18 protein-coding genes and 1 tRNA gene are annotated in these 23262 nt (G+C 68.7%); 8 read left to right on the forward strand and 11 right to left on the reverse strand.

The window, feature by feature from the left end; translation table 11 throughout:
- Positions 1 to 4: 4 nt before the first annotated feature.
- Complete coding sequence (locus OXG83_10625; GenBank protein ID MCY3965486.1) at positions 5 to 1060, reverse strand: phosphotransferase family protein; 1056 nt, start codon at positions 1058 to 1060, stop codon at positions 5 to 7.
- Positions 1061 to 1116: 56 nt separating this feature from the next.
- Positions 1117 to 2976, reverse strand: coding sequence for a PQQ-binding-like beta-propeller repeat protein (locus OXG83_10630; protein MCY3965487.1), 1860 nt, complete (start codon positions 2974 to 2976; stop codon positions 1117 to 1119).
- A 124-nt stretch (positions 2977 to 3100) separates the two neighbouring features.
- On the opposite strand from OXG83_10630, the gene OXG83_10635 reads away from it, so the two are divergent.
- Positions 3101 to 3541 (forward strand): hypothetical protein, encoded by a 441-nt coding sequence (locus tag OXG83_10635; protein MCY3965488.1) that lies wholly within the window; start codon positions 3101 to 3103, stop codon positions 3539 to 3541.
- Entirely contained in the window at positions 3538 to 4827 is a 1290-nt protein-coding gene (locus tag OXG83_10640) for a PQQ-dependent sugar dehydrogenase (GenBank protein MCY3965489.1), read from the forward strand. The genes OXG83_10635 and OXG83_10640 overlap by 4 nt, the downstream gene beginning before the upstream one ends.
- 13 nt (positions 4828 to 4840) lie before the next feature.
- On the opposite strand, the gene OXG83_10645 is transcribed toward OXG83_10640, so the two are convergent.
- Complete coding sequence (locus OXG83_10645; protein MCY3965490.1) at positions 4841 to 6712, reverse strand: DUF3604 domain-containing protein; 1872 nt, start codon at positions 6710 to 6712, stop codon at positions 4841 to 4843.
- Between the two features lie 69 nt (positions 6713 to 6781).
- The gene (locus OXG83_10650; GenBank protein MCY3965491.1) at positions 6782 to 7693 is read right to left on the reverse strand and encodes a PP2C family protein-serine/threonine phosphatase; all 912 of its coding nucleotides are present in this window, start codon (positions 7691 to 7693) and stop codon (positions 6782 to 6784) included.
- Positions 7694 to 7827: 134 nt separating this feature from the next.
- Between OXG83_10650 and OXG83_10655 the strand changes: the two genes are divergently transcribed.
- The gene (locus OXG83_10655; protein MCY3965492.1) at positions 7828 to 10203 is read left to right on the forward strand and encodes a response regulator; all 2376 of its coding nucleotides are present in this window, start codon (positions 7828 to 7830) and stop codon (positions 10201 to 10203) included.
- A 212-nt stretch (positions 10204 to 10415) separates the two neighbouring features.
- Here the strand turns inward: OXG83_10655 and OXG83_10660 are convergent, their stop codons facing one another.
- From OXG83_10660 to serS, 3 genes are all read right to left on the reverse strand, one after another.
- On the reverse strand, positions 10416 to 10586 hold the full coding sequence (locus tag OXG83_10660; protein MCY3965493.1) for a hypothetical protein: 171 nt from the start codon (positions 10584 to 10586) through the stop codon (positions 10416 to 10418).
- A gap of 122 nt (positions 10587 to 10708) precedes the next feature.
- Positions 10709 to 10798, reverse strand: a tRNA-Ser gene (locus OXG83_10665).
- A gap of 45 nt (positions 10799 to 10843) precedes the next feature.
- Positions 10844 to 12136 carry a serine--tRNA ligase gene (gene serS / locus OXG83_10670; protein MCY3965494.1) on the reverse strand — a complete coding sequence of 431 codons (1293 nt, stop codon included), beginning with the start codon at positions 12134 to 12136 and terminating at the stop codon, positions 10844 to 10846.
- Between the two features lie 49 nt (positions 12137 to 12185).
- On the opposite strand from serS, the gene OXG83_10675 reads away from it, so the two are divergent.
- The 5 genes from OXG83_10675 (at position 12186) to OXG83_10695 (ending at position 19724) form a co-directional block, all read left to right on the forward strand.
- A complete protein-coding gene (locus OXG83_10675) occupies positions 12186 to 14036 on the forward strand; it encodes a hypothetical protein (GenBank protein ID MCY3965495.1) in 1851 nt (616 codons plus the stop codon).
- Positions 14033 to 15142, forward strand: a complete 1110-nt coding sequence (locus tag OXG83_10680) for a glycosyltransferase (protein MCY3965496.1) — start codon at positions 14033 to 14035, stop codon at positions 15140 to 15142. Before OXG83_10675 ends, OXG83_10680 begins: the two co-directional genes overlap by 4 nt.
- Complete coding sequence (locus OXG83_10685) at positions 15139 to 16044, forward strand: glycosyltransferase (protein MCY3965497.1); 906 nt, start codon at positions 15139 to 15141, stop codon at positions 16042 to 16044. Before OXG83_10680 ends, OXG83_10685 begins: the two co-directional genes overlap by 4 nt.
- Positions 16041 to 18188, forward strand: coding sequence for a glycosyltransferase (locus OXG83_10690; GenBank protein ID MCY3965498.1), 2148 nt, complete (start codon positions 16041 to 16043; stop codon positions 18186 to 18188). Before OXG83_10685 ends, OXG83_10690 begins: the two co-directional genes overlap by 4 nt.
- A 96-nt stretch (positions 18189 to 18284) precedes the next feature.
- A complete protein-coding gene (locus OXG83_10695; protein MCY3965499.1) occupies positions 18285 to 19724 on the forward strand; it encodes a sugar transferase in 1440 nt (479 codons plus the stop codon).
- A gap of 1 nt (position 19725) precedes the next feature.
- Here the strand turns inward: OXG83_10695 and ricT are convergent, their stop codons facing one another.
- The 4 genes from ricT to OXG83_10715 all read right to left on the reverse strand — a co-directional run bounded on the left by ricT (position 19726) and on the right by OXG83_10715 (position 23205).
- Positions 19726 to 20337 (reverse strand): regulatory iron-sulfur-containing complex subunit RicT, encoded by a 612-nt coding sequence (gene ricT, locus OXG83_10700; protein MCY3965500.1) that lies wholly within the window; start codon positions 20335 to 20337, stop codon positions 19726 to 19728.
- 137 nt (positions 20338 to 20474) lie between these two features.
- Positions 20475 to 21761, reverse strand: coding sequence for a phosphoribosylamine--glycine ligase (gene purD / locus OXG83_10705; GenBank protein ID MCY3965501.1), 1287 nt, complete (start codon positions 21759 to 21761; stop codon positions 20475 to 20477).
- Positions 21758 to 22672, reverse strand: coding sequence for a 4-hydroxy-3-methylbut-2-enyl diphosphate reductase (ispH, locus tag OXG83_10710; GenBank protein ID MCY3965502.1), 915 nt, complete (start codon positions 22670 to 22672; stop codon positions 21758 to 21760). The genes purD and ispH overlap by 4 nt, the downstream gene beginning before the upstream one ends.
- 68 nt (positions 22673 to 22740) lie before the next feature.
- Positions 22741 to 23205: a hypothetical protein gene (locus OXG83_10715; GenBank protein MCY3965503.1), complete on the reverse strand. Its 465-nt coding sequence runs from the start codon at positions 23203 to 23205 to the stop codon at positions 22741 to 22743.
- Between the last annotated feature and the right edge of the window lie 57 nt (positions 23206 to 23262).

Raw genomic sequence — 23262 nt, forward strand, 5'->3', positions numbered from 1 at the left:
TCGGTCAGAGGCGGCTCACCGCCTCCTCGGCCAGATCAAGGGTCCGCACGATGCGCTCCCGCATCTCGTCCATGTCGACGCCCTTCGTGCTCTTCTTGCCTTCCATGTAGCGGGCGTACACGCCGTGCACGATCGCCGCCGACTTCCAGCGGTTGAAACCGACGTAGTAGTCGAGATGGGACAGGTCACGGCCGGTGCGCTCCGCATAGCGTTCGAGCAACTCCTCGCGGGCCGGGAAGCCCGGCGCCGAGGTGGCACCCCCGGAGCCGGTCGGCATCGTGTCCGCCGCCGGTCGCCACTGGTTCATCGCATAGGCCAGATCGGCCAGGGGATCGCCGAGGGTCGAGATCTCCCAGTCGACCACCGCGGCGATGGTCGAGTCCCGCCCCACGAGGCAGTTGTGCAGTCCGTAGTCGCCGTGGACGACGCGCGCCGGACCCTGGTCCGGCAGGTGATCCAGGAAGTAGCGCTGCAGTTCGTGCGCCCGCGGGTCGTCGAGCTGCGCCGGTTCGACGGACGCGGTCCAGGACCGGTACCAGGTCCGGAGCTGCCGTCCGACGTAGCTGTCCCGTTTGCCGAGCGTGCCCAGCCCCACCTCGTCCGGGTCGACGGCGTGGAGGTTGGCAAGCACGTCGATGAACGAGTGAGCCAGCTTCACACGCCGGCCTTCGGGGACCCACTCCTCCGTATGGGCGGAGCTGTAGAGCGGGCGACCGTCGACCAGACCCATGACATAGAACCATGCGCCGGTGATGTCCGGGCTCTCGCAGAAAGCGATCGCCTGAGGAACCGGCACCGCCGTCGGCCCAAGCGCCGAGATCAGCGCCCACTCCCGACTCATGTCGTGGGCCTTCGGCAGCAGCTTGCCCTGGGGCGGACGCCGGATGACCGCCGTGCGGCCTTCCCTGTCGTCGAGCCGGTAGGTCAGGTTCGAGTGGCCGCCCTCGAGCCGCGTCCACGTGAGCGGTGGCGTCAGGCAATCGACGTGCTCAGCGATCCAGGCTTCTACGGCGGGCTGATCGTAGCCCTCGGGGCCCTTGCTCTCGTCGTGCGTCGACATCGGTTGTCCCAGCGGTACCGGCGAACTGTAGCAATCAGCGCCGCCCGGCGTCCCGACTACGGCAGGCCGAAGGCGACGACCTCCTCCGTCGCCACGATCGCCACGTACTGGCGGCCGTCAGCACCCAGGTAGGTCATCGGATTCGCGTTGCCCTGGCCCGGCAACTCGGCGGACCACAGTTCTGCGCCGGTCGCCACATCGAGCGCCCGGAAGCGGTGGTCGTCGGTGGCGGCGATGAAGGCGAGGCCGCCGGCGGTGACGATCGCCGAAGCGCGGCCCGGGCGGCCGGTCTCCTGCTTCCCGGGCGGCAGTCCCTCGGTGACGCCGACCGGCCGCTGCCACGCGATCTCGCCGGTGTCCGCATCCACCGCGGTCAGGCGACCCCAGGGCGGCTTCTGGCACGGCCAGGACTGCCCGTCGATGCGGACCGCGAAGGAGAACGGCCGGGCCACCCGCAGAACGTAGGTACCGGCTTCCACCTCCGGATCCTCCTCCAGCCAGCCCATCGTGCCGACATCCTGGCTGAAGGCGAGCAGTCGCCGGGTCGCCGGATCGAACGCCACACCGCCCCAGTTCGGGCCGCCGGCCAGGCCCGGAAACAGAAGGGTCGCTCCACTCTCGCCCTCGCCCCTGTGCATCCAGGGCGTGTACGGACCCTGGTTGTCAAGCGGTCCCACGCTCTCGACCAGCTCCGCGCACGCCGCCGCATGCTCCGGGGTCGTGTCCTCGGCGGTCACCAGGTCGCTTGGCTCGAAGCCGACCCGCCCCAGCGCCGGCGTCGTCGGAATCGGCTGGGTCGCATGGGTCTGCTCACCGGGCACTTCACTCGGCGGCATCGGCCGCTCCTCGACGCCGAAGACGGGTTCGCCGGTCTCCCGGTTCAGGATGAAGAGATAGCCCGACTTCGTCGTCACGGCGAGCGCGTCGATCGTCTCGCCGCCGCGTTCGACCTCGAACAGAACCGGCGGCGCCGGCGGATCGTGGTCCCAGATGTCGTGGTGGATCGTCTGGAAGTGCCACCGGTACTCGCCCGTCCGGAGTTCGACGGCGACGACGGAGTTGGCGAAGAGGTTCGAGCCGTGCCGGTCACCGCCGTAGGCGAAGGGGATCGGCGACGCGAGCGGCAGGAAGACGAGTTCCCGTTCCTCGTCGACCGTGAAGTAGAACGGCCAGGCGTTCGCTCCCAGGCGGCCGCGCCAACTGTCGCCCGCCCAGGTGTCGTGGCCGACGTGGCCCGGCTGCGGCACCGAGCTGAACTCCCACAGCTTCTCGCCCGTGACCACGCTGAAGGCCCGAGCGTTGCCGATGCCGCCCGGCGCGCCGGGCGGCGTGTTCGCGCCGACGACGATGATGTCCTCCCAGACCAGAGGCACGGAGTTGTAGGGAACGCCGATGTCGACGATGCCGCCGTTGCCGAACTCCATGACCAGGGCGCCGGTGGCGGCGTCCAGCGCGATCAGTCGAGCGCCAGCGGTGAACAGGATGCGCGGACTCCGACCCTCCGTGCCGCCCCCCGCCCAGTAGGCGACGCCGCGGCGCGAGGGCGGAGCCCCCGGGAGAGCAGAACTCCAGCGCGGGTTTCCGATGGCGGAATCGAGCGCCATCACCGAGTCGCCCGTGGGCAGGTACATCAAGCCGTCGACCACGATCGGCGTCGCCTGCGAACGAGCCGGCCGAGTCTCAACAGCGCCTCCGTCGACGGATCCCGTAAGCGATGCCAGCGAGTAGCTCCAGGCCGGCTCGAGGCGCCCCACGTTGGCGGTCGTGATCTCGGCCAGCGGCGAGTAGCCGGTACCGGCCGGGTCACCGCGGTACATCGGCCAGTCGCCGACTCCCGCCCCGTTCGGCGTCGCTGCGCAGGCAAGTAGAACCGCTCCGGCTACCGCCACCGTCGCGATCCCTGCCTGCTGCTTCATCGCTTCATGCTCCGCGCTGAGCCACCGCCCAGAAAACGGCTACACTGTAGCCGAGACCCGCTGCGAGCAGTCGAACCGCTGACCCGCCGCGGGTCTCATGGCTTGGAGGGGAAGAGGAAGGGGTATGCAAGCGCGCCGTCCGCTCACCATTCCGTTGGCGCTGCTGGTCGTCGGCTCGATCGGAACCCCACCGGCAAACAGCCAGGACGACGACAAGGTCGACTACCTCTCCCAGGTGAAGCCGATCCTCGAGATCTTCTGCTACGAGTGCCACGGCGAGGACCGTTCGCGCCGGGAGGCCGACCTGCGGCTCGACATCAAGGAAGACGCCTTTGCCGACCTCGGCGGCTACCCCAACATCGCGCCGGGCGACCCCGACGACAGCGAGCTATACATCCGCGTCAGTTCCGAGTTCGCCGAAATGCGGATGCCGCCGTATGAGGCCGGCACGCAGTTGACCGAAGAGCAGATCGAGACGATCCGGCTGTGGATCGAGCAGGGGGCGGAGTGGCCTGAAGACGAAGCGGAAACGGGCGGAGAACAACCAGACGGAGACTCACGATGAAGCGAAACACCGAAACCCGGATGACGCGGATCGCCCTGTTCCTCCTCGCCGCCTTCATCGCCGGCCAGGCCGTCGCGCAGACCGGATACGGCCGTGGCCGCAGCGGCATCCCCCGGGTCGAACTGCCGGACGAGCCGTGGATCATGAACACCCACCTGATCCCCGAGGTGAAGGTCTCCGTCGTCACCCGCGGCATCAACCGCCCGTGGTCCCTCGCCTTCCTGCCGAAGGGCGACATGCTGATCACCGAGCGCGGAGGCGCCCTGCGCCTGGTCCGCGACGGCGTGCTGGTCGACGAGCCGATCGCCGGCGTGCCCGAGGACGTGCTCGCCCGCAGCCTCGCCGGCATGATGGAGGTCGCGGTTCATCCGCACTTCGCCGAGAACGGGTACGTCTATCTCACCTACACCCGGCAGGTCTCCGGTCGCGAGGGAACCGTCGCCCTGGTTCGCGGCCGGCTCGACGGCACCTCGCTCGTCGACGTCGAGGATGTGTTCGTCGCCGAGCCCTGGGGCGGCTCGATCGCTGCCGCGCGGCTCGCCTTCGTACCCGGCGAGGACGTCATGTTCATGACGATGGGCGGGGCCTTCGGCGCCGACCTCATCGACGGCACGCAGAGCTTCTTCGGCCACGCGAAGCTGGCCCAGGACCCGAACAGCCACGCCGGCAAGACGCTGCGGCTGCGGCTCGACGGCAGCGTGCCGGACGACAATCCCTTCGTCGGCATGGAGGGGCACAAGCCCGAGATCTACTCGATGGGCCACCGCAACCAGATGGGGCTGGCGCTCCACCCAGAGACGAACCAGCCCTGGACCACGGAGCACGCTCCGCAGGGCGGCGACGAGCTGAACGCTCTCGAAGCAGGCAAGAACTACGGCTGGCCGGTCGTCTCCTACGGCCGCCACTACAACGGGGTCCGCATCTCCGAGCGCTTCTGGGCCGAAGGGATGGAGGAACCGGCCATCTTCTGGTTGCCGTCCATCGCCCCCTCCGGCCTCGCGTTCTACACCGGCGACGCCTTCCCCGAGTGGAAAGGCAACCTGTTCGCGGGCGCGCTGATGACCGGCCGCATGCCGAACACCGGGCACCTCGAACGGCTCATCTTCAGCCCGCAGGGCCATGAACTCGGCCGCGAGTGGCTGCTCAAGGAGATCGGAAAGCGCATCCGCGACGTCCGCCAGGGCCCCGACGACTTCATCTACGTCATCACCGACGAAACCGACGGCGCACTGCTGAAGCTGGAGCCGGTCGAGAAGGCGGCAGAAGAAGAGACGACCGCGGGATAAGGAGCGTGGCTGGCTACGGCGTGTACCAGATGGGCGAGCTCCACGCCCGTTCCTGGTGGGTCGCGTGGAGGTCGGGATTCGGCTCGATGCCGAGGCTGAGGGCGTCCCACGTCGACCAGCGGCAGGTCGGGTTCTCGAGCACGCGGACGTAGTAGAACGAACGGGCGCCCCGGTCGAAGTCGGGATCGGTCCAGGTGGTCCGGAGTTCGACGGCGCCCTTGTCCCGGCTGATCGAGCAGTCGTCCAGGTTCACCTGCGCGCCGTTGTCGGCGCAACGGTGAGTTTCAGGGTCCGGCTCCAGGCCGTCCGAGCAGACGACGTCGTAGACCTGCTCCCTCGTTTCGCCATCCTCCAGCCAGCCCTTGATGACCTGGGCCCGTTGCAGCCAGGCGTTCTCCGGGTCGCGGAGGGCCCAGACGAGGAAGCTGGGGGCACCAGCGCCGCCTTCCAGGTCTCCGCCCATCGGCACGCCGTGCTCGTACGCGGCGGCGACTGGGTTCGCGGCACCGCCGATCGCCTCATCGAGCCCGAAGCCCCCGAAGAAGCGCACGCGGATGCGGGTGCCCGACGTCGCGAACGACTCGCGACGCTTCAGCGCGTCGAAGATCGCGGCGCGGGTGTTCGACTCCGCCCACACCCCGGCCAGGCCGCCCGTGCCGTGGGTGGCCTGGCGCGGCGTCCAGAAGTTCTCCCAGCCGCCGTCCTCCTCGCGGTAGGCGGAGCCGCGGGCCTGGGGCGTGTTCGTCCTCGACGTGAAGCGGTTGTCCTCCTCGTAGGAGCCGGCGGAGACGTGGCTGTCGCTCGAGCCGACCGCGCCGAGCGCGTAGGGGTTCACGCCCAGGCGCTCCTCCATCTGGAGCCCCGTCAGCAGCGCGTCCCGCCAGTAGCCGCCCTTGAAGACCGAGATCGGGTCCGTGTTGTTCACCCGGTCCAGGTAGTACTGGACGATCTGGAAGTCGGCCCACTCGTCGTTCGGCGACAGTGACGGATGCACCTCCGACGTGCCCTTCTGCTGGCTGATCTCCGCCACCGGCTCATTCCGAATCCGCTTGGCCGCGAACTCCGCGTCGATCTCCGCCCCCTTCCAGGTCTCCCGGTCGGGAAAGGCCAGGCCGTCGCTCTGGTTCATGTTGTGCGGCATCGCCAGCGCCTCGATGCCCTCCTCGCGCAGGCCGTCGAGCCAGTTCCAGAGGTCCTCGGGATCGCCGTCGAGCGAACTGAAGGGCAGCTCCGGCGCCTCGCTGCCGCGGAAGATGACGTTCCGGTGCACGTGACGGCCGCCCACCCCCATCGTGTACTCGTAGCCGATCAGGGCGGTGAACCGGCCCGGATCGTTGTGCCTCTCGGCGGCCTCGATGACCCGCTGCCAGGCGCTCCCCCGCACCTCCGGGCCGTTGATCGGATCGCCGGCGCGGCCCAGTTCCCGCAACCGGCTCAGCGCTCCCAGCCGCGCCCGGGCGTCCCGGCCCTCGCCGCTGAACAGATCCTCGGTCAACGGATGCCCGTAGGTCGGGCTCGAGGGGTCGATCAGCGCCGCCAGGGCGCCAAGGTACTCCGCGTGGTCCGTCACCGCGAGGAAGTCGAGCGGGGCACCCGAGAGGCGGATCGACTCACCCGAAGGATGAGGGATCGCCTCCCCCCTGGCGTACCGGTAGGCGTCGTCCGGCGTCGTGCGCACCGTGCCCATGAACGCGTCGTGCGAGTACATCGTGTGGATGTGCATGTCGCCGAACAGGGCGACGCGGTAGGCGGGGGACGCCGGTGGAACGTCTGCGCTGCCAGGGTACGGAACGCCACCGGTGTCCCGGGCCGACGGGGCCGCACAGGAAAGGGAACTCACGGCGAAGGCCAGCAAAGCGAACCGCGCGGGGTTGGGCAGGAGCATTGGGCGTCCTCCAAGCGTAGGTGCAGGGCTCCTACGATAGCGGGGCGACACGTTCGATGCGCCGGCGTGCTACTGGGTCTTCTTGATCACGACGAAGCTGACGTCGTCCTCGGGCGGAGCGAAGGCGACCAGGTCATCCCGCAGGCGCTTGCAGATCTCACTCGCGCGCAAGCCGCGCACGGCTTCCAGGAGCGACTCGGCCCGCTCCGCGACGTAGCGTTCCTCGCCGTGCTCGGCGAAGCCGTCGGTGTAGAGGAGGAGCAGGTCCCCCGCCTCGAGCAGGTCGACCTCGCTGACCTCGTACGGACGCTTGTAGCCGAGCGGGCCCGGGTCGACGAGTTCGTCCATGTAGGCGTTCGAGGCGAACATGCCCACCGGCGGGAAGCGAACCAGTTGATCCTCGCGGAGATGCTCGATGCGGCCCGGGCGGCCGGCAAAGAGCAACGGCGCGGGGTGACCCGCCGAGAAGAAGCGGAACCTGCCTTGCTCCGAGACTTCGCCGTAGAGCATGGTCAGGTACTTGTTCAGCGTGGTCGACTTGTAGAAGCGCTGGTTGATGTGCTCGAAGAGACGGGTCGTGATCTCGCCGAACAGGTCGAGTTCGTAGTACGCGCCGAGCAGGAACGCCTGATGCAGCATCGCCGCCACCAGGGCGTCCGTCGCCTTGTGGCCGGACACGTCGGCAACCAGGACGCCGGCGCGCTGCTGCGATTGGCGCAGTCCGGCTACGACCCGTTCATTGCCGGCCGCTTCCGCCTCCCGGATGCGGCGCTCCAGGTCGTACCGCTGCTTGAAGTCGAGGTAGATCAGGTGGTCGCCGCCGATCGCCTGCCGCAGTGGCATCGAGATGCCGTCGATGTCCACGCCACGCAAATCGGGAAGATCGCCGGACGCGGGCTTGGTCGCCAGGGCGATCTCCTCCAGGTTGGCGAACTCCGCCCGGATCTCCGCCTGCCATGAATCGGACGCTTCTTGGTTCACGGCTGCACCTGCTCCCAAGCGTAGCGCTCCTCGGAGCCACAGGCGACCCTGATCAAGTGCCCTTCCTCGTCTGGACTTGACATGGACTACGATCGTTCTGCGACAAGATGAGTCCGACACGAGACAAGTGAGCGATGCCCCAGTCGAACGAGAATCACGCCGAGCTACGCCACCGAGTCGCGGTTCTGGAGGACCGCATCTCTGGGCTGTGCGCGTCCGTCCTGCGCGTCAGCGCCAGCCTCGACCTCGACACCGTCCTGCAGGAGGTCGTCGACAACGCCCGCGCGCTGACCGGCGCACGCTACGGCGTGATCGGAACCGAGGGTGACGCCGGGATGATTCAGGACTTCGTCACGTCCGGCTTTACGCCCGAGGAGCGAGAGGAGATGGCCGCGTGGTCCGACGGGCCGCGGCTGTTCGCCCACTTCCGGGATCTTCAGGCCCCGTTGAGACTGGCCAACCTTCCGGAGTACGTCCGGAAACTCGGCTTCTCTACGTCCCTGATGCGGTCGCAGACGCTGCAATGCACGCCGCTGCGTCACCGAAACGAGTACGTCGGCAACTTCTTTCTTGCCGAGAAGGAGGGTGGACGGGAGTTCACGGACGGCGACGAGGAGGTGCTGGTGCTGTTCGCCTCCCAGGCGGCGTCGGCCATTGCCAATGCACGCGCCCACCGGGACGAGAGGCGCGCAAGGGCGGATCTGGAGGCCCTGGTGGAAACGTCGCCGGTAGGTGTCGTCGTGTTCGAGGGAGGAACCGGCAAGCCTGTGTCGTTGAACCAGGAGGCGCGGCGGATCGCCGAGGGCCTGGGCCTGCCGGGGCAATCGCTGGAGGAGCTGCTGGCCGTCGTCACCTGCCGGTGGGCCGACGGGAGGGAGGTCACGCTGGCGGAGTTTCCGATGGCGCAGCAGGTGAAGAACGCTTCAGAGGCCGTCCGGACCGAAGAACTCACGCTCTCGGTCCCGGACGGCCGGAGCGTCACGGTGCTGGTCAACGCGACGCCGATCCGTTCCGAGAGTGGTGCGGTCGAGTCGATGGTGGTCACCCTTCAGGATCTGGCGCCCCTGGAGGAACTCGAGCGGCTGCGAGCCGAGTTCCTGAGCATGGTGAGCCACGAGCTGAGGATGCCGCTGATCTCGATCAAGGGCTCCACCGCCACGGTCCTCGGTACCTCACCGGCCCCGGACCCTGCCGAGATGCTGCAGTTCTTCCGGGTCATCGACCAGCAGGCCGATCAGATGCGCGGCCTGATCGCCGATTTGCTGGACCAGGGACGAATCGAAGCAGGCAGGTTGTCGGTTTCAACCGAGCCGGCGGATGTGGCTGGTCTGGTCGATCTGGCCAGGCGTACGTTCCTGACCTCGCACACGAGGCACACTCTGGAAATCGACCTGCCGGAGAACCTGCCGCGGGTGATGGCCGACCGCGAGCGCATCGTCCAGGTCCTGAACAACCTCTTCGCGAACGCGGCGCGGCACTCCCCTGAGTCGTCTCCGATACGGGTCGGCGCCACGCGGGACGGCGTGCACGTTGCGATCTCCGTTTCCGACCAGGGCCCCGGCGTGGCGCCGGAGCGGCTGCCGCACCTGTTCAGCAAGCACGCGGGCGCGGCCGGAGGCGATCGGGAGCGTGGCGTGGAGTACGGGCTCGGTCTCGCTATCTGCAAGGGGCTGGTCGAGGCTCACGGCGGGCGCATCTGGGCGGAAAGCGGCGGAGTCGGCCGCGGCACGCGGTTCACGTTCACGGTGCCCATAGACGAGGAACGCGTGGATGCCGCCCCCGAAGCCGCGCCGAGCCCCACTGGCCCGCGTCGGCAAGGCAGGGCCCGGCAACCGATCCTCGTCGTCGACGACGACCCGCAGACACTGCGGTACGTCCGGGACGCGCTCACCCAGGCAGGCTACGCCCCGCTCCTTACGGGCGACCCCGACGAGCTGCCCCGCCTCATCAGAACCCACAGGCCTCGGCTGGTCCTGCTGGACCTCCTGCTGCCGGACGCCGACGGCATCGAACTGATGCAGAGAACTCCTGAACTGGAGGACATGCCGGTCATCTTCATCTCCGTGTACGGCCGGGACGAGACGATCGTCAGGGCTCTGGATGCGGGCGCAGCCGACTACATCGTCAAACCGTTCTCGCCGTCGGAACTCACGGCGCGAGTGCGGGCGGCCCTGCGCCAGCGGGCGGAGCCGGAGCCCTTTGCGCTGGGGGAACTCTCCATCCTCTACGAGGAACGCCGGGTCATGGTGGGCGACCGTCCCGTGGCCTTGACGGCCACCGAGTTCGAAGTGCTCCGCGTGCTGTCGAGCAACGCCGGGCGCGTCGTGACCTATGAGTCGCTACTTCGCCAGGCCTGGAAGAGGCGGGATCGGACCACCGACGACCCAAAGCTCGTGCGCGCCATGGTGAAGAGTCTCCGTCGCAAGCTGGGCGACGACGCGGTCAATCCGGCCTACGTACTCAACGAGCGCGGCGTCGGCTACCGCATGCCTCGCCCGAACGGCCCATAGGGCCGCCGGACGCCGGAAGCCTCAGGCCAAGTGACAGCACTGGGAAGATTCGGGCCGGTGGACACCGGAACAACAAAGGTCGGCTGTTGCTGGCAAGTTGCCAGGCGACGACGTCCATAGCCGTCACTCCCTCCCGTCCACCGGCCCGAACCAGGTAAGGGAGGGCAAGGTCCCCTCAATCACCTGACCACGGAACCTGTCCCCGTTCCGCACTACATACCCTCCAATCCCCGTAGCACCTCGGCGAAGCTGCCGACGGCCACCGAGCACATCCAGACGAACAGGGTGGAGCACACCACGAGACACACGGCCAGAATGCCGGTGAACAGGGCAATCCACCGCAGCAGCCGCACGACCTGCTCCTCAGGAGTGAGGTATCTCATCGCCGTCGGCGAAGAATCATAGGCACGGCCGATAGCGGAAGCGTGATCTCTCGGACCTGAATTGTGATTTCTGCGCGAAACTCGCCGGGAATTCCGGCGGAGGGGGTGGGAATCGAGAGCGCTGGCGGAGGGGGTGGGATTCGAACCCACGGTGGACTCTCATCCACGCCGGTTTTCAAGACCGGTGCTTTCGACCACTCAGCCACCCCTCCGAACGAACCGGTTACCATCGCGCACCGAAGCGACGATGTCAGAGGCTATCCGGCCGGGATCTCCTCGACGCCTCCGACATAAGGCCGGAGCGCCTCGGGAATGCGCACGGAGCCCGACGCCGTCTGGTAGTTCTCCAGCAACGCGACCAGCGTGCGGCCGACCGCCAGGCCGGAGCCGTTCAGCGTATGGACGTGGCGCAGGCCGCCCCCACCCAGGGGTCGGTAGCGCGTGTGCACCCGCCGCGCCTGGAACGCCTCGGCGTTGCTGCACGACGAGATCTCCCGGTATGTCGCCTGGCCCGGCAGCCAGACCTCCAGGTCGTAAGTCTTGGCCATGGCGAAGCCCATATCCCCAGTGCTCAGGCAGACGACCCGGTAGGGCAGTTCGAGCCGCTGGAGCACTTTCTCGGCTTGAGCCGTCAGTTGCTCCAACGCCTCGTAGCTGGCCTCGGGCGTCGTCAACTGAACGAGTTCCACCTTCTGGAACTGGTGCAGGCGGATGAGCCCGCGGACATCACGGCCGTACGAGCCTGCCTCGGCCCGGAAGCAGGGCGTGAGCGCGGCGTACCTGAGGGGCAACTCGTCCTCCTCGAGCACTTCGCCGGCGTGCAGGTTGACCAGGGGCACCTCGCCCGTCGGGATGAGGTAGCGCGCGTCCGGCTGCACGTGGAAGAGGTCTTCCTCGAACTTGGGGAGCTGACCGCTGCCAAGGAGGCAGTCCCGTTTCACCAGGAACGGCGGTAGCACCTCGGTGTAGCCGTGCTCCTCGGTATGAAGGTCGAGCATGAAGGCAGCGAGCGCACGTTCCAGGCGGGCGCCCAATCCCACATACGTCACGAAACGGGCGCCGGCCAGTTTGGCGCCGCGCTCGAAGTCGAGAATCCCGAGTTCGGGCCCGATGTCCCAGTGGTTCCTGGGCTCGAAGTCGAACCGCGGCGGTTCGCCGACCAACCGCTCGACGCGGTTCGCCGTTTCGTCGCTGCCGACCGGTACCGTGTCGTGGGCGATGTTCGGCACCTTGAGTTCCGTTTCCCGGAGTTGCTCCTCCGCCTGCGCCACGACGTCTTCCAGGCCCTCGATGCGGGCCTTGAGCTCCGTCATCTCTAGAATGCGTCCGGCGGCATCTTCTTCCTTCGCCTTGCCCTGAGCCTTGAGCTTGCCAATCTCGCGACCAGCCAACCGACGACGGTGACGGAGTTCCTCGAGTTCCGTCAGTGCTTCACGGCGGCGTCGATCGCTGGCCGTCCACTGGTCGACCAGCGCAGCGTCCACGCCGCGCGCTTCGATGGCGGCGGCAACTCGCCGAGGCTCGCTTCTGAGCAGTTCCCGGGGCAACATGGCGGTGGCAGTCTTCCAACGTTTGCCCTCGACGGCAAGGACGCCACTCTTGACGACTGAATCCGCTTTCGCGCCGGCCCGTCCCGGGTCGCCGTCACCGCCCTGGCTCGCCGCACTGCCGCCTCTGCTGGCCGGGCTGGCCATGAATTCCCTGGCGTCGCTCGAGCGCGATGCGCAGGTGGCGGCCGAAGGACGCTACATCGCCTTCGCCGCGACCGCGGTCCTGCTCGCCGCCGCGGGCGCCGCCCGTCGGCCGCTGAGCGCTGCGGCCTTGGCGTTGCCCGTGCTGACCGTGGTGACCTTCGCGGCCGTACCGCCGGGCGGTCCGGGCCGCGCGGCCGCGGCGGGGGCCCTGCTCTGTCTCGGGCCCGCGGTGCTTCTCGTGGACAGTCTGCTCGCCCACCGAGTCGATCTGCTATCGCCGCCCGGTTCCCTGGAACCGGCACGTCTCCTGCGCCTGGGCGGCACCCTGCTGTCGGCGCTGATCGGACTCAACCTGCTCCTGCGGCAGGGGGAAATGCTGGACGGTGGGACGCTCCGACTGCTGGTCGTGCTCGTCGGCATTCCGGCCGTAGCGGCAGTCGTTCTGACGGCCCTGTTCGCCCGCTTGGGCGCCCCGGCTCTCGCGGGAACTGCCGCCCTCATCCTGGCCGCGGGCGGCCTCCGTTCGAATGTCGTCCTCGTGCTTGCCGCAGCAGCGCTGGCCGACGCGGCCGCGCGCGCGCTCAAGGAGCGATGGTCCGTCGCGGCAGCAGCGCTCGGGCTCGGCCTGACACTGGTTCTGGGACTCGTTCTCTTCCGTGAACCCGCCTTCGGAGTCCTGCTGGCAGCCATGGCGGCCGCTGTCGTCTGGCGCCGGTTCGCCTTCGCCATCGTCCTCGTGCTCGCCGGCGCCCTGGCCCTCGCCCTGCCGCCCACCGCAGTGGAGCCCTGGCCACTGGCGCTCGCCGGAGTGCCCTTGATCCTTCTCGCGGCGCCCAACCTGGTCGGTCGGGGCGACCTGCACACCGTGGCCACCGCCGCACTGCTGACGGTCGCCGGCCTGCGCTTCCTGCCGCCCCAGCAGTCCCTCCTGGCAGCTATCGCGCTATGGACCATGTTGAGCGCGGCGCGACCGCGCGGCGCATCCGCCGACGATCCTCCCCCTACGGGACCCTGGCAAGGTATCGGCCTGCGCGGCGACGCGGCTGTGTTCGGGTTCTGCTGGCAGGGCAGCCTGCTCGTGTTCGCCACGCTCTCGGCTACCTATCCGTGGCTCAGGGACGGGCATATCGACGATCGACTCAGTGCGCTTGGCCTCGATACCGCGTTCGATCGCTGGCTCGGATTGGCCGTTCTGATCCTGATCGGGCGCGGCATCGGCGCGATCGTCAAGAGAGCACCGACGCCCCGGCCCCTCGTGCTGGCAGTAGGCGCCGTGGTGCTGACGTCGGCAGCGCTTGGCTCCTGGAGCGCATTCCTGCCCCGGCAGACGCTGCTCAGTTCGCCGAGGCAGGTGCTGACCGCGGATCAGCCGCTATGGGCGGCAGACGCGGGCGGCTGCGACACCCTCGTGCTCGATACGGCCGTGGCCCACGGCGGCGGCGTGGCTGTGGGTCAAACGGTTGCCCGCATCGGCGCGGAAGGGACCCGGCACACCCTCGACCTCAACCACGGCGATCACACGGGCGAGTGGTCGGCCCGCCAAAGCGGCACGGCGGCTGGAACCGGACCCTGGCTCCATTGGGTCACGACCGGCCCCGACGGGCCTTTCTTCGGGACCCGCTACCGCACGGAGGTCGACATCGCTCCACTCTGCGGACTCGGCAATCTGGTCCTCGTCCGCGATTCCGACCTCCCGACGGAGGTCGAGGTGATCCTCTTCCACGCACTGCACGTCGGCCGGGCCACCGGACCTTGACCGCCGGCTCGCCGGAGACAGCGGTACTCTCCTACGTCGTTCCGACGGTGGGCGGGCCGCCCCACCTCGCGGAGTGTCTCGAGTCGATCTACCGCGACGCGTCGGAGACAGCCGTCCCGGCCGAACTGATCGTCGTCTGGCAGCAGCCGGCCGCGCCCGCCACCGGCGCGGTGAACGACCCGTTTCGCGACCTCGCAGGGCGGCTCGCCGCCGATCACACCGCCGCCTTCCGGCAAGCGCCGCGGATTGTGCAGTTCCCTCGACCGGCGGGATTCGCCCGGGCGGCCAATGCCGGCATCGCGGCCAGTCGGGGCCTCTGGATCGCGCTGGTGAACGACGACGCCGTGCTCGAAACCGGTTGGACGAGAGCGCTACTGGAGGCACTCGGGGCCTCCGCCGGGGCCGACCCGAAGGCCTCCTCCCACTTCCGGGTCGCGGCGGCCCAGGGGATCAATCTGTTTCCGGCCGAGTCCAGCGATGTAGCGCGGATCGACGGTGCCGGCCTGGCCTGGAACAGCCGCTGGCAGGCGGTCCAGGTCGACCGCGGCGCATCCGCGCCGCCGCCCGGCGGGGCACCGACACCCGTGTACGGCGTGTCCGCGACCGCTACTCTCTATCGCCGCGACGCTCTCGCCGCCGTCAGCCCGGGAAGCGGACAGCTCCGGCCCTTCAACGAGCGGCTCGACAGCTACTACGAGGACGTCGAACTCGCCGATCGGCTGCGCCGGGCTTCGTATGGCGCGATGCTGGTGCCGGCGGCCCGCACTGAACACGCCGGCGCGTTGTCGAGCCGAGGGCGCCGCGCCGCCCGGCGGCGCGTTCGCCGCATCTACTGCAACCGGCTCCTGGTGCTGGCAGCCCGGCTCGGCAGGAGCTTCTGGCTTCGGCTGCCCCTGTTTCTCCTCCGGGACGCGGTCGACGTCTTCGGGGGACGGAAGGGCGAGCTGCCGGGCGATCCCCGACGGCCCGGCCCCCTCGACCTTCTGTTCGCGTGGTGCCGCGCGGTCCGGCTCCTGCCCCGCTTCGCGGGTTTCGGGCGCCCCCAGTCGACCTGGGCTCCCGCAGTCGACCCGGGTCCCGGAAACGACGGCGGAACCCTGCAATGAGCTGCTCTCCCATCCTGACCGCGGTGGCCCCGCACTGGCACGACGAGGACAACGTCGCGCTCCTCGCCCAGAGCTGGCCTCGCGACGAACGGTTCGAGCTGATCGTGATCGACAACGGATCGGCTGAGAACCTGAGCGTTGTTCAGGCCGATCGGACAAACGTCAAAGTCCTCGATGTTGACCGGAACCTGGGCTTCGCCGCCGCGGTCAATCTCGGTGCGGCCAAGTCCGCGGGACCTCTTCTGCTGATTCTGAACACGGACGCCCGACCCGAGTTCGGGGCACTCGAGTCCCTGGTTCGGGGCATGGAGGAGCACCGGGAAGCAGCCGGCCTGGCGCCCCGGCTAGTGGACCAAGACGGTGTTTCGCAGGCCGGCTGGCAGTTGCGCAGGCTCCCCGACCTGGGCATGCTGCTCGGCTATTGCTGCTTCGTGGAAGCCAGGGCGTTGCCCGAGCCTCCAGCCGGAACGCCGGTCGAGCAGCCCGCGGCCTGCGCCCTGCTGCTTCGACGCAACGCCTTCGACGCCGCCGGGCGGATGGATGAGGCGTTCTGGCCCGCCTGGTTCGAGGACGTCGACCTCGCACGGCGCCTCCAAGCAAGGGGCGCGACGATCCGCTACTGGCCCGACGCTCTCTTCCGGCATGGCCTCGGCGCCTCCGTACCGCGTCTCGGTTACGGCCCCTTCCTGCTCGCCTACTACGGCAACCTGGACCGGTACGCCCGCAAGCACCACGGCCGGGGCGCCGCTCTGCTGCTGCGCGCCGTGCTGGCTGGTGCGGCGCTGCTCCGCGTTCTGCTGCTGCCGCTTCGCTGTCCGCGGCGAGCCCGCAACCGCCGGGACGCCTGCGCCGGACTCGGTCACCTCGCGGTCGCGGCCGCTTCGGGTTGGAGAAGCCGGTGAGCAGCCGAGCGACTCACACCCACGCGGTTCTTGCGATCTGCACCGTCACCTGGAACGACGCAGAAAACCTGCCGCGGTTCTTCGAGGCGCTCGCAGGGCTCCAGGGGCCCCCGTTCCGGCTGGTCGCCGTTGACAACGCGAGCACGGACAGCACGGTGGAGTCGCTGCGCGAGCACGCCGCAACGGCCAGCTTCCCGGTAGAGATGATCGTTCTCGACGAGAACACCGGCTTCGCCGGCGGCCTGAACCGGGCGCTCGACAGCGCCTTCGAGAGCGACCCCCGCCCCGACTGGGTGCTCAGCCTGAACGCGGACGCCTGGCCCGCGCCCGACTACGCGATGCGCCTGATCGAGAGTCTCCACCGGTTCACGAACGAGAAGCGCCCCGTCGGTGCAGCAACAGGACGGCTGTTGAGGGCAGATACGGAGGAGACGATCGACGCCTGCGGCATGGCGATCACACGAAGCTGGCGCCACGTCGATCGCGGCTCGGACCAGATCGACCGCGGCCAGTATCCGGCGACGGAGCGGGTGTTCGGGGGCACCGGCGCCGCCACCCTGTTCCTGAGCGCCGCGCTGCGCGACGCCGCTGTCGCGGGCCGGATCCTCGACGACGACTTCCACTCCTATCGGGAGGACGCGGAACTCTGCTTCCGACTACGGGAACGGGGCTGGGAGGTGCTCTACGAACCCCGGGCCCGCGCTCTCCACGGTCGCGTCAACCTCCCCCATCGGCGCCGTCAGATGTCGAGAGAGGTCAACTTCCACTCACTGAAGAACCGGTACCTGCTGCAGCTCTACCATCGGGGCCTGGCCGATCTCCCACGCACGCTTCTTGCGACTTCGGTCCGGGAACTCGGCATCCTCGCCTACGTGCTGCTGCGCGAGCCCTCGTCATTGGCCGCCTATCCCTGGCTCTGGCGCAACCGTCGTCGCCTCCTCGAGCGGCGCCGCATGATCCGCTCCCGCCGCCGGGTGCCGCCACGCACGACGGCGCGCTGGTTCGGACGGACCTCCCTTCCGATGGCCCCGGAGCGGCCACGAATCCTGATCATCGGCAGCCGCGGCATTCCCGCTGCCTACAGCGGCTACGAGACGATGATCGAGGCATTGGCGCCCCGTCTGGCGGAGCGCGGCTGGCCGGTCACCGTCTACTGTCGGAGCCACTATGTCGACCGCCGGCTCCGCTCGCATCGCGGCGTCGATCTGGTCGTGCTGCCGACGCTGCGCACGAAGTACGGAGACACTCCCGTCCACACCCTGTTGTCCTGCCTCCACGCCGCCCTGTGGGCCCGCGGCGCTCGCGCCGCGCTGGTCGTCAACGGCGCGAACGCGATCTTTCTGCCTCTGCTCTGGCCAAGGCGCCTCAGAACCGCCCTGCACGTAGACGGAATCGAGAAGCGCAGGGCCAAGTGGGGCTGGCCGGGACGCCTCGTGTACTCCGTCTCCGAACGTCTGGCCTGCCTGCTGCCGGGCACGACGGTCAGTGACGCGGAAGTCATCGCCGATCACTACCGCGAACTCTACGGCCGCGAGACGACAATGATCCGCTACGGCGTCGAGCCGCGACCCATCGTCTCTCACCCTGTCCTGAAGGAGCTGGGACTCGAACCCCGGCGCTACTTTCTCTACGTCAGCCGCTTCGAACCGGAGAACAACCCGCATCGCGTCGTCGCGGCCTACGCCCGGGCAGGCGGCCACCTGCCCCTGGTCATGGTCGGCGACGCGCCCTACGCGTCGACCTTCATCGCGAAGATGAAGAGGAACGCCGACCCGCGCGTGCGCTTTCCCGGCGCCGTGTACGGCGACCGCTACCGAGGGCTCCTGTCCTCCGCGCTAGCGACCGTGCACGCCACCGAAGTCGGTGGCACCCATCCCGCCCTGGTCGAGGCGATGGGCTACGGCAACTGCGTGCTGGTCAACGACGAGCCGGCCAACCGGGAAACCGCCGGCGAGGCCGCCATCTACTTCGATGTGCGGGATCAGCCCTCGCTGACGGCCGCCTTCGAGAAGGCCGCCGGCGACCCGACTCGGGCCCGTCTGCTGGGTGAACGGGCGGCTCGCCGCGCGGCGTCGGAGTTCAACTGGGACCGGGTCACGGACCAGTACGAGGAGCTCTTCCGGCGGCTCTGCCAAGGAGGCTGATCAGGGGCGCGGCTGCGACGCGGCAAGCGCCTTCACGGCAAACGGCGGCGTAGACGGTTAGACTCCCAAACCGGGAGTGCTCCCAGACTCCGAACCATGTTGAAACAGCGCATTCGGCTGCAAGCCGCCCTGGTTCTCGCACTCGACCTGTCGCTCGTGGCGGCCGCGTTCTTTCTCGCCTACGCGATCCGCAGCTGGCTGTTTCCACAGGTGCTGCCAGGTCTCTTTCCCCGTCCGCTCTATCCGCTGAGCGACCATTTGCCACTGCTGCCGCTCGCGCTCCTGACCTGGATGGCGCCCCTGATCGCCACCCGGCGCTACCGATCTCATCGCACCGCCGACCTGAGGACCGAGGCGACCGCGATTCTCAAGGTGACAGCCGCGGCGACCCTCCTGATCCTGTTCGCCGTCTTCGTCCTCCAACTGGACCAGATCCTGCTGCAGGACCGCCTCAGCCGCACCTGGCTGATTCTCTTCTCCGGCCTCTCCTGCGTGCTGCTGCTGGCCGAGAAGATCGCTATGCGCATTCTCGCCCGTGACCTCCGCCAGCACGGTCTCAACCAGCGGGCCGTGCTCATCGCGGGCACCCCGGAGGCGGCCCGGCAACTCGCCGAGTCGATCGAAGATCACTCCTACTGGGGCCTCAGGATCGTCGGCCTGATCCACACCGACGGGAGCAGGCCCGCCAACACCGCGCGACCCGTGTGGGGAGGCGTCGACGACATCCTGCGCATCGTCTCCGAGCACGTGGTCGACGATGTGTTCTTCGCCGTCACTCCCAACGAGCTACCCGCGCTTCAGCAGATCTTCGAAGCGCTGCAGGAGCAGGGCATCCAGACCCGCATCGCGCTCGATCTCCTCCCGCCCACCCACAGCCAGGTTCAACTCGACTCGTTTGCCGGACGACCCGTGGTCACTCTGTCGCCCGCGCCTTCCAGCCTTCCCCTTCTGGCGTTCAAGCGCTCCTACGACATCTGCCTCGGTGTCGTCCTGCTGGCGATCAGCCTGCCCGTGATGCTCGTGCTGGCACTGCTGATCAAGATCACTTCGTCCGGCTCGGTGCTGTACCGGCAAACGCGCTGCGGGCTGAACGGCCGCCGGTTCACCATGTACAAGCTCCGCACCATGGTTGCTGACGCCGATGCCAGGCGCGGCGAGCTGAAGCACTTGAACACGATGGGCGGCCCGGCGTTCAAGATGGACCGCGACCCGCGGATCACACCCCTCGGGCACTACCTGCGCAAGTTCAGTCTCGACGAACTCCCGCAGTTCTGGAACGTCGTGCGCGGAGACATGAGCATCGTCGGCCCACGGCCTCTCGAGGAAAAGGAACCGTACACGAGGCGGCAGCGACGTCGACTGTCGATGAAGCCGGGCATCACCTGTCTCTGGCAGGTCAGCGGCCGGAGCGACCTGGACTTCGACCGCTGGATGGAACTCGACCTGGAGTACATCGACACTTGGTCGCCCACGCTCGACTTCAAGATCATGTTGAAGACGATCCCGGCGGTGCTGAGCCGCCGCGGCGCTTCCTGAGTCAGCTCAGAACGGGGAGCGCGTTGCCGCCGCGGCCCGACCAGGATCCTTCACGGCCCGGCCGGCGGCGGCGATAGTCGTCGTCCTCGTACGCCAGGCAGCACAGGAGCCTGCCGCACTGTCCGGAGATCTTGGACGGGTTCAGGCTCAGACCCTGGCGTTTCGCCATCTGGATCGAGATCGGCCTGAAGTCGTCGATCCAGGTGGAACAGCACAGCGTCCTGCCGCAGATGCCGACGCCGCCCAACAGCCGCGCCTCGTCCCGCGGCCCGACATGAACGAGCCGCACCCGCGTCTTGAAGCGGGCCTTCAGATCGCGCAGCAACTGCCGGAAATCGACCCGCCGGTCGGCGGTGAAGTAGAACGTCGCGTGGCGTCCATCCAGGCTGAAGTCGACTCGCGAGACCTTCATCTCCAGGCTGAGCGCCCGCGCGCGCTCACGGCAGAACGCCTTGCCGCGCACCTCGTTGGACAGTTGCCGCTCTCTCGCCGCTCGATCGGCATCGTCGGCCCGGCGTAGCAGCGGCCGGGCGCTCGACTTCTGGCACGGCTTGAATACCGGCATGGGCGACTTCTCGACCCGGCCGTAGGCCGGCCCCGGCTTCATCGACACGATCACCTCGTCGCCACGGGCCAGCAGTTCGCCTCCCGTACGGCACAGGGTGAGGTTCGTCTCGTCGCCGAACCGTACGCCGACGAACGTGTCCTCCACCGCCGTCGACTGACCGGCAAAGCTGCAGCCACCGCAACTCAAGACAGGCCAGCCCCTGACGCGAGCACGCGCCGGCCGATATCCGAACGCATCGCCTTGGCCGGCCAGTTGATCCGGTCCGCGCCTTCGTAGGCGCGGGAAAGCGCCTGACCGAGGTCCTCGCCGACCGCGCAGACGTTCAGGACCCGCCCACCTGTGGCGATGACCTCGCCATTCCGGCGAGCCGTACCGGCGTGGAAGACGACGACACCCTCGCAGGCCCGGGCGGCTTCGATCCCTTCGATCACGTCTCCCGAGGCCGCCTCCCCCGGGTAACCGTGGTTGGCCAGTACGAGGCAGGCCGAAGCGCCGGCGCGGAAGGCGAGTTCAGAGCGTCCGAAGTCGCCTTCGGCGCCGGCGGCAAACAGGTCGACCGGATCCTCCTCCAGCCGCAGCAGCAGCGCCTGCGCCTCCGGATCGCCGAGCCGGACGTTGAACTCGAGCACCTGGGGACCGTCCGGACTCATCATCAGGCCCGCGTAGAGCACGCCGGAAAACGGCGTACCGTCGGCGGCCATGCCAGCCACCGTGCGTTCCATCACGTCGTTCATGATGTCCTCGACCTGCGCCTCGGAGACGATTCCCGCCGGGCTGTGGGCGCCCATGCCGCCGGTGTTCGGGCCGGCGTCGTCGTCACCGATCCGCTTGTAGTCCTTTGACGTCGCCAGCGGCAACACCCGCCGGCCGTCGCAGAACCCGATGAAGGACACCTCCTCGCCGAGCACGAAGGGTTCGACCAGGACGCGGGCGCCGGCCGAACCGAAGCGCCGGTCGACGAAGAACACGTCCAGGGCGGCCTCCAGTTCCTCCGGCGAAGACACGATCAGCACGCCCTTGCCGGCAGCAAGCCCATCGGCCTTGAGCACCGCCCGCGGTCCGAAACGCGTCGCGGCCCGCCCGGCGCTCTCCCGGTCTTCCGCGACCACGAAGTCGGAGGTCGGCACGCCGTGCCGGTGCATGAACTCCTTGGCGAAGACCTTTGAGCTCTCCAGCCGCGCGGCGGCGCGCGAGGGGCCGAAGATACGCAGGCCGCGCTCTCGAAACGCGTCCACGACGCCGAGGGACAGCGGCAGTTCGGGGCCGACGACGGTGAGGTCGATACCACGTTCGGCCGCGAATCCGGCGAGCCCCAGGGTGTCCGAAACGTCGATGGCGACGCTCTCGCCGCACTCCTCGGTACCCGGGCTGCCCGGAGCACAGTAGAGTTCCGTCCCCGGCGCCCGCGCGCGGATGAGCCAGCAGAGGGCGTGCTCCCGGCCGCCGTTGCCGATCACCAGGACCCTCAAGTGGCGGCCTCCGAGACCCGCAGTTTCCCGGCTGGCCGCGCCGACGCGGTGAGCGATCGGATCGCGCCTTCGACCTCCTCGATCATCGCATCCGGCGTCGAGGCGCCCGCGGTGACTCCCACCGCCCGGCAGTCCGCGAACCAGTCCGCCCGCAGATCGTCCGAACCGTGAACGAGATAGCTTCGCGGCTGGGTGTCCCGGCAAATCTCCCACAGGTGCTTCGTGTTCGCGCTGTGCCGCCCACCGACGACGACGATGCAGTCGATCGCCGGATCGGCCGCCAGGGCGCGCGCCGCATCCTGGTTTTCCTTGGTCGCGTAGCAGATCGTGTCCGCACGCTCGGCACATTCCGCCGCGCTCTCGATCGCCCGAGCCACGTTCTCGTACTCCTCGCTGTTCAGCGTGGTCTGGTAGAAGATCTTCACCCTCGGATGGCGGTCGAAGTCGATCCGCTCGACATCTTCCGTCGTCAGCGCGACGTCGTAGTCGTCGGGATCGAGATCGCGGGTGTAGCCGATCACCTCGCGATGGGTGGAATCGCCGATGAACACCGCGTGAACCCCCGCTTCGAGCGCCTGTCGGGCCTCTTCGTGGACGTCGTAGACGAAGGGGCAGGTCGTGTCGACCACCAGCAGGCCCCGCTCCAGGGCCCGGCGATGAAACGACGGCGGTACGCCGTGCGCCGAGAAGACGATGGTCCCCGTTCCTACCTCGTCGAGCGACGAGGCGGTGGCAAAGCCAAGCTGCACGAGATCCGAAACGACCCGCTCGTTGTGCACCAACTGACCCAGAATCTGCCCGCTCCGACCTTCCGCGGCCAGTTTTCGCACCGTTCGGTCGGCGATGCGCACGCCGGCGCAGAAGCCGTACTTCTCGGCGCGCTTGAGCGTCAACGGACCCGTGTCGGTCACCTGATCTGCATCCTTGCCGTCCGACCGCCCGGTAGGCGGCCCCTGCAGGATGGTAGCAGCGTCCGCGCTCAGGACTTCGGGTACTCGAAGCGAGCGGCCGCGCTGCTGGCGGTGCGGCCCGGTTCGATCGCGACGCGCACCCACTCGTTGTCGCGCCGGAAGGTCATGGTGTCTCCGAGCGCGACACGCCAACCCGCCGACTGCGCCTCCCGCAGAAGCCATTCCCGCGCGGCCGGAGCGCCCAGCGGCAGGCGCAGATTGACGAACTCCACTGCCGGCGCTTCCTCGCCCTCACCCGTCTGCTCGACCTCGCCGAAGTCGAACACCGTCGATCCGTCCGGAAGCGGGAAGCCCTCCGGAAAGGCGCCAGGCAGGCGACCGCCGAGCTCGGCCACCGGCCCCCGAACCTCCCTCTGATCCTCGTCCGGCCGGAACACCGAGTCGCGCGGCGGCTCCACCGCAACGCTCTCCAGTTCGCCGTCCTGAAGCGGCGGCGGATCCGCCGGCACGATGCACGCCCAGGCGAGCGCCACGACCGGGCCCAGGAGCAGCGCGGCAGTTCGACCGCCACGCCGACGGTTCGATCGGCG

The sequence above is a fragment of the Acidobacteriota bacterium genome (assembly GCA_026707545.1).
GTDB lineage: Bacteria > Acidobacteriota > Thermoanaerobaculia > Multivoradales > Multivoraceae > Multivorans.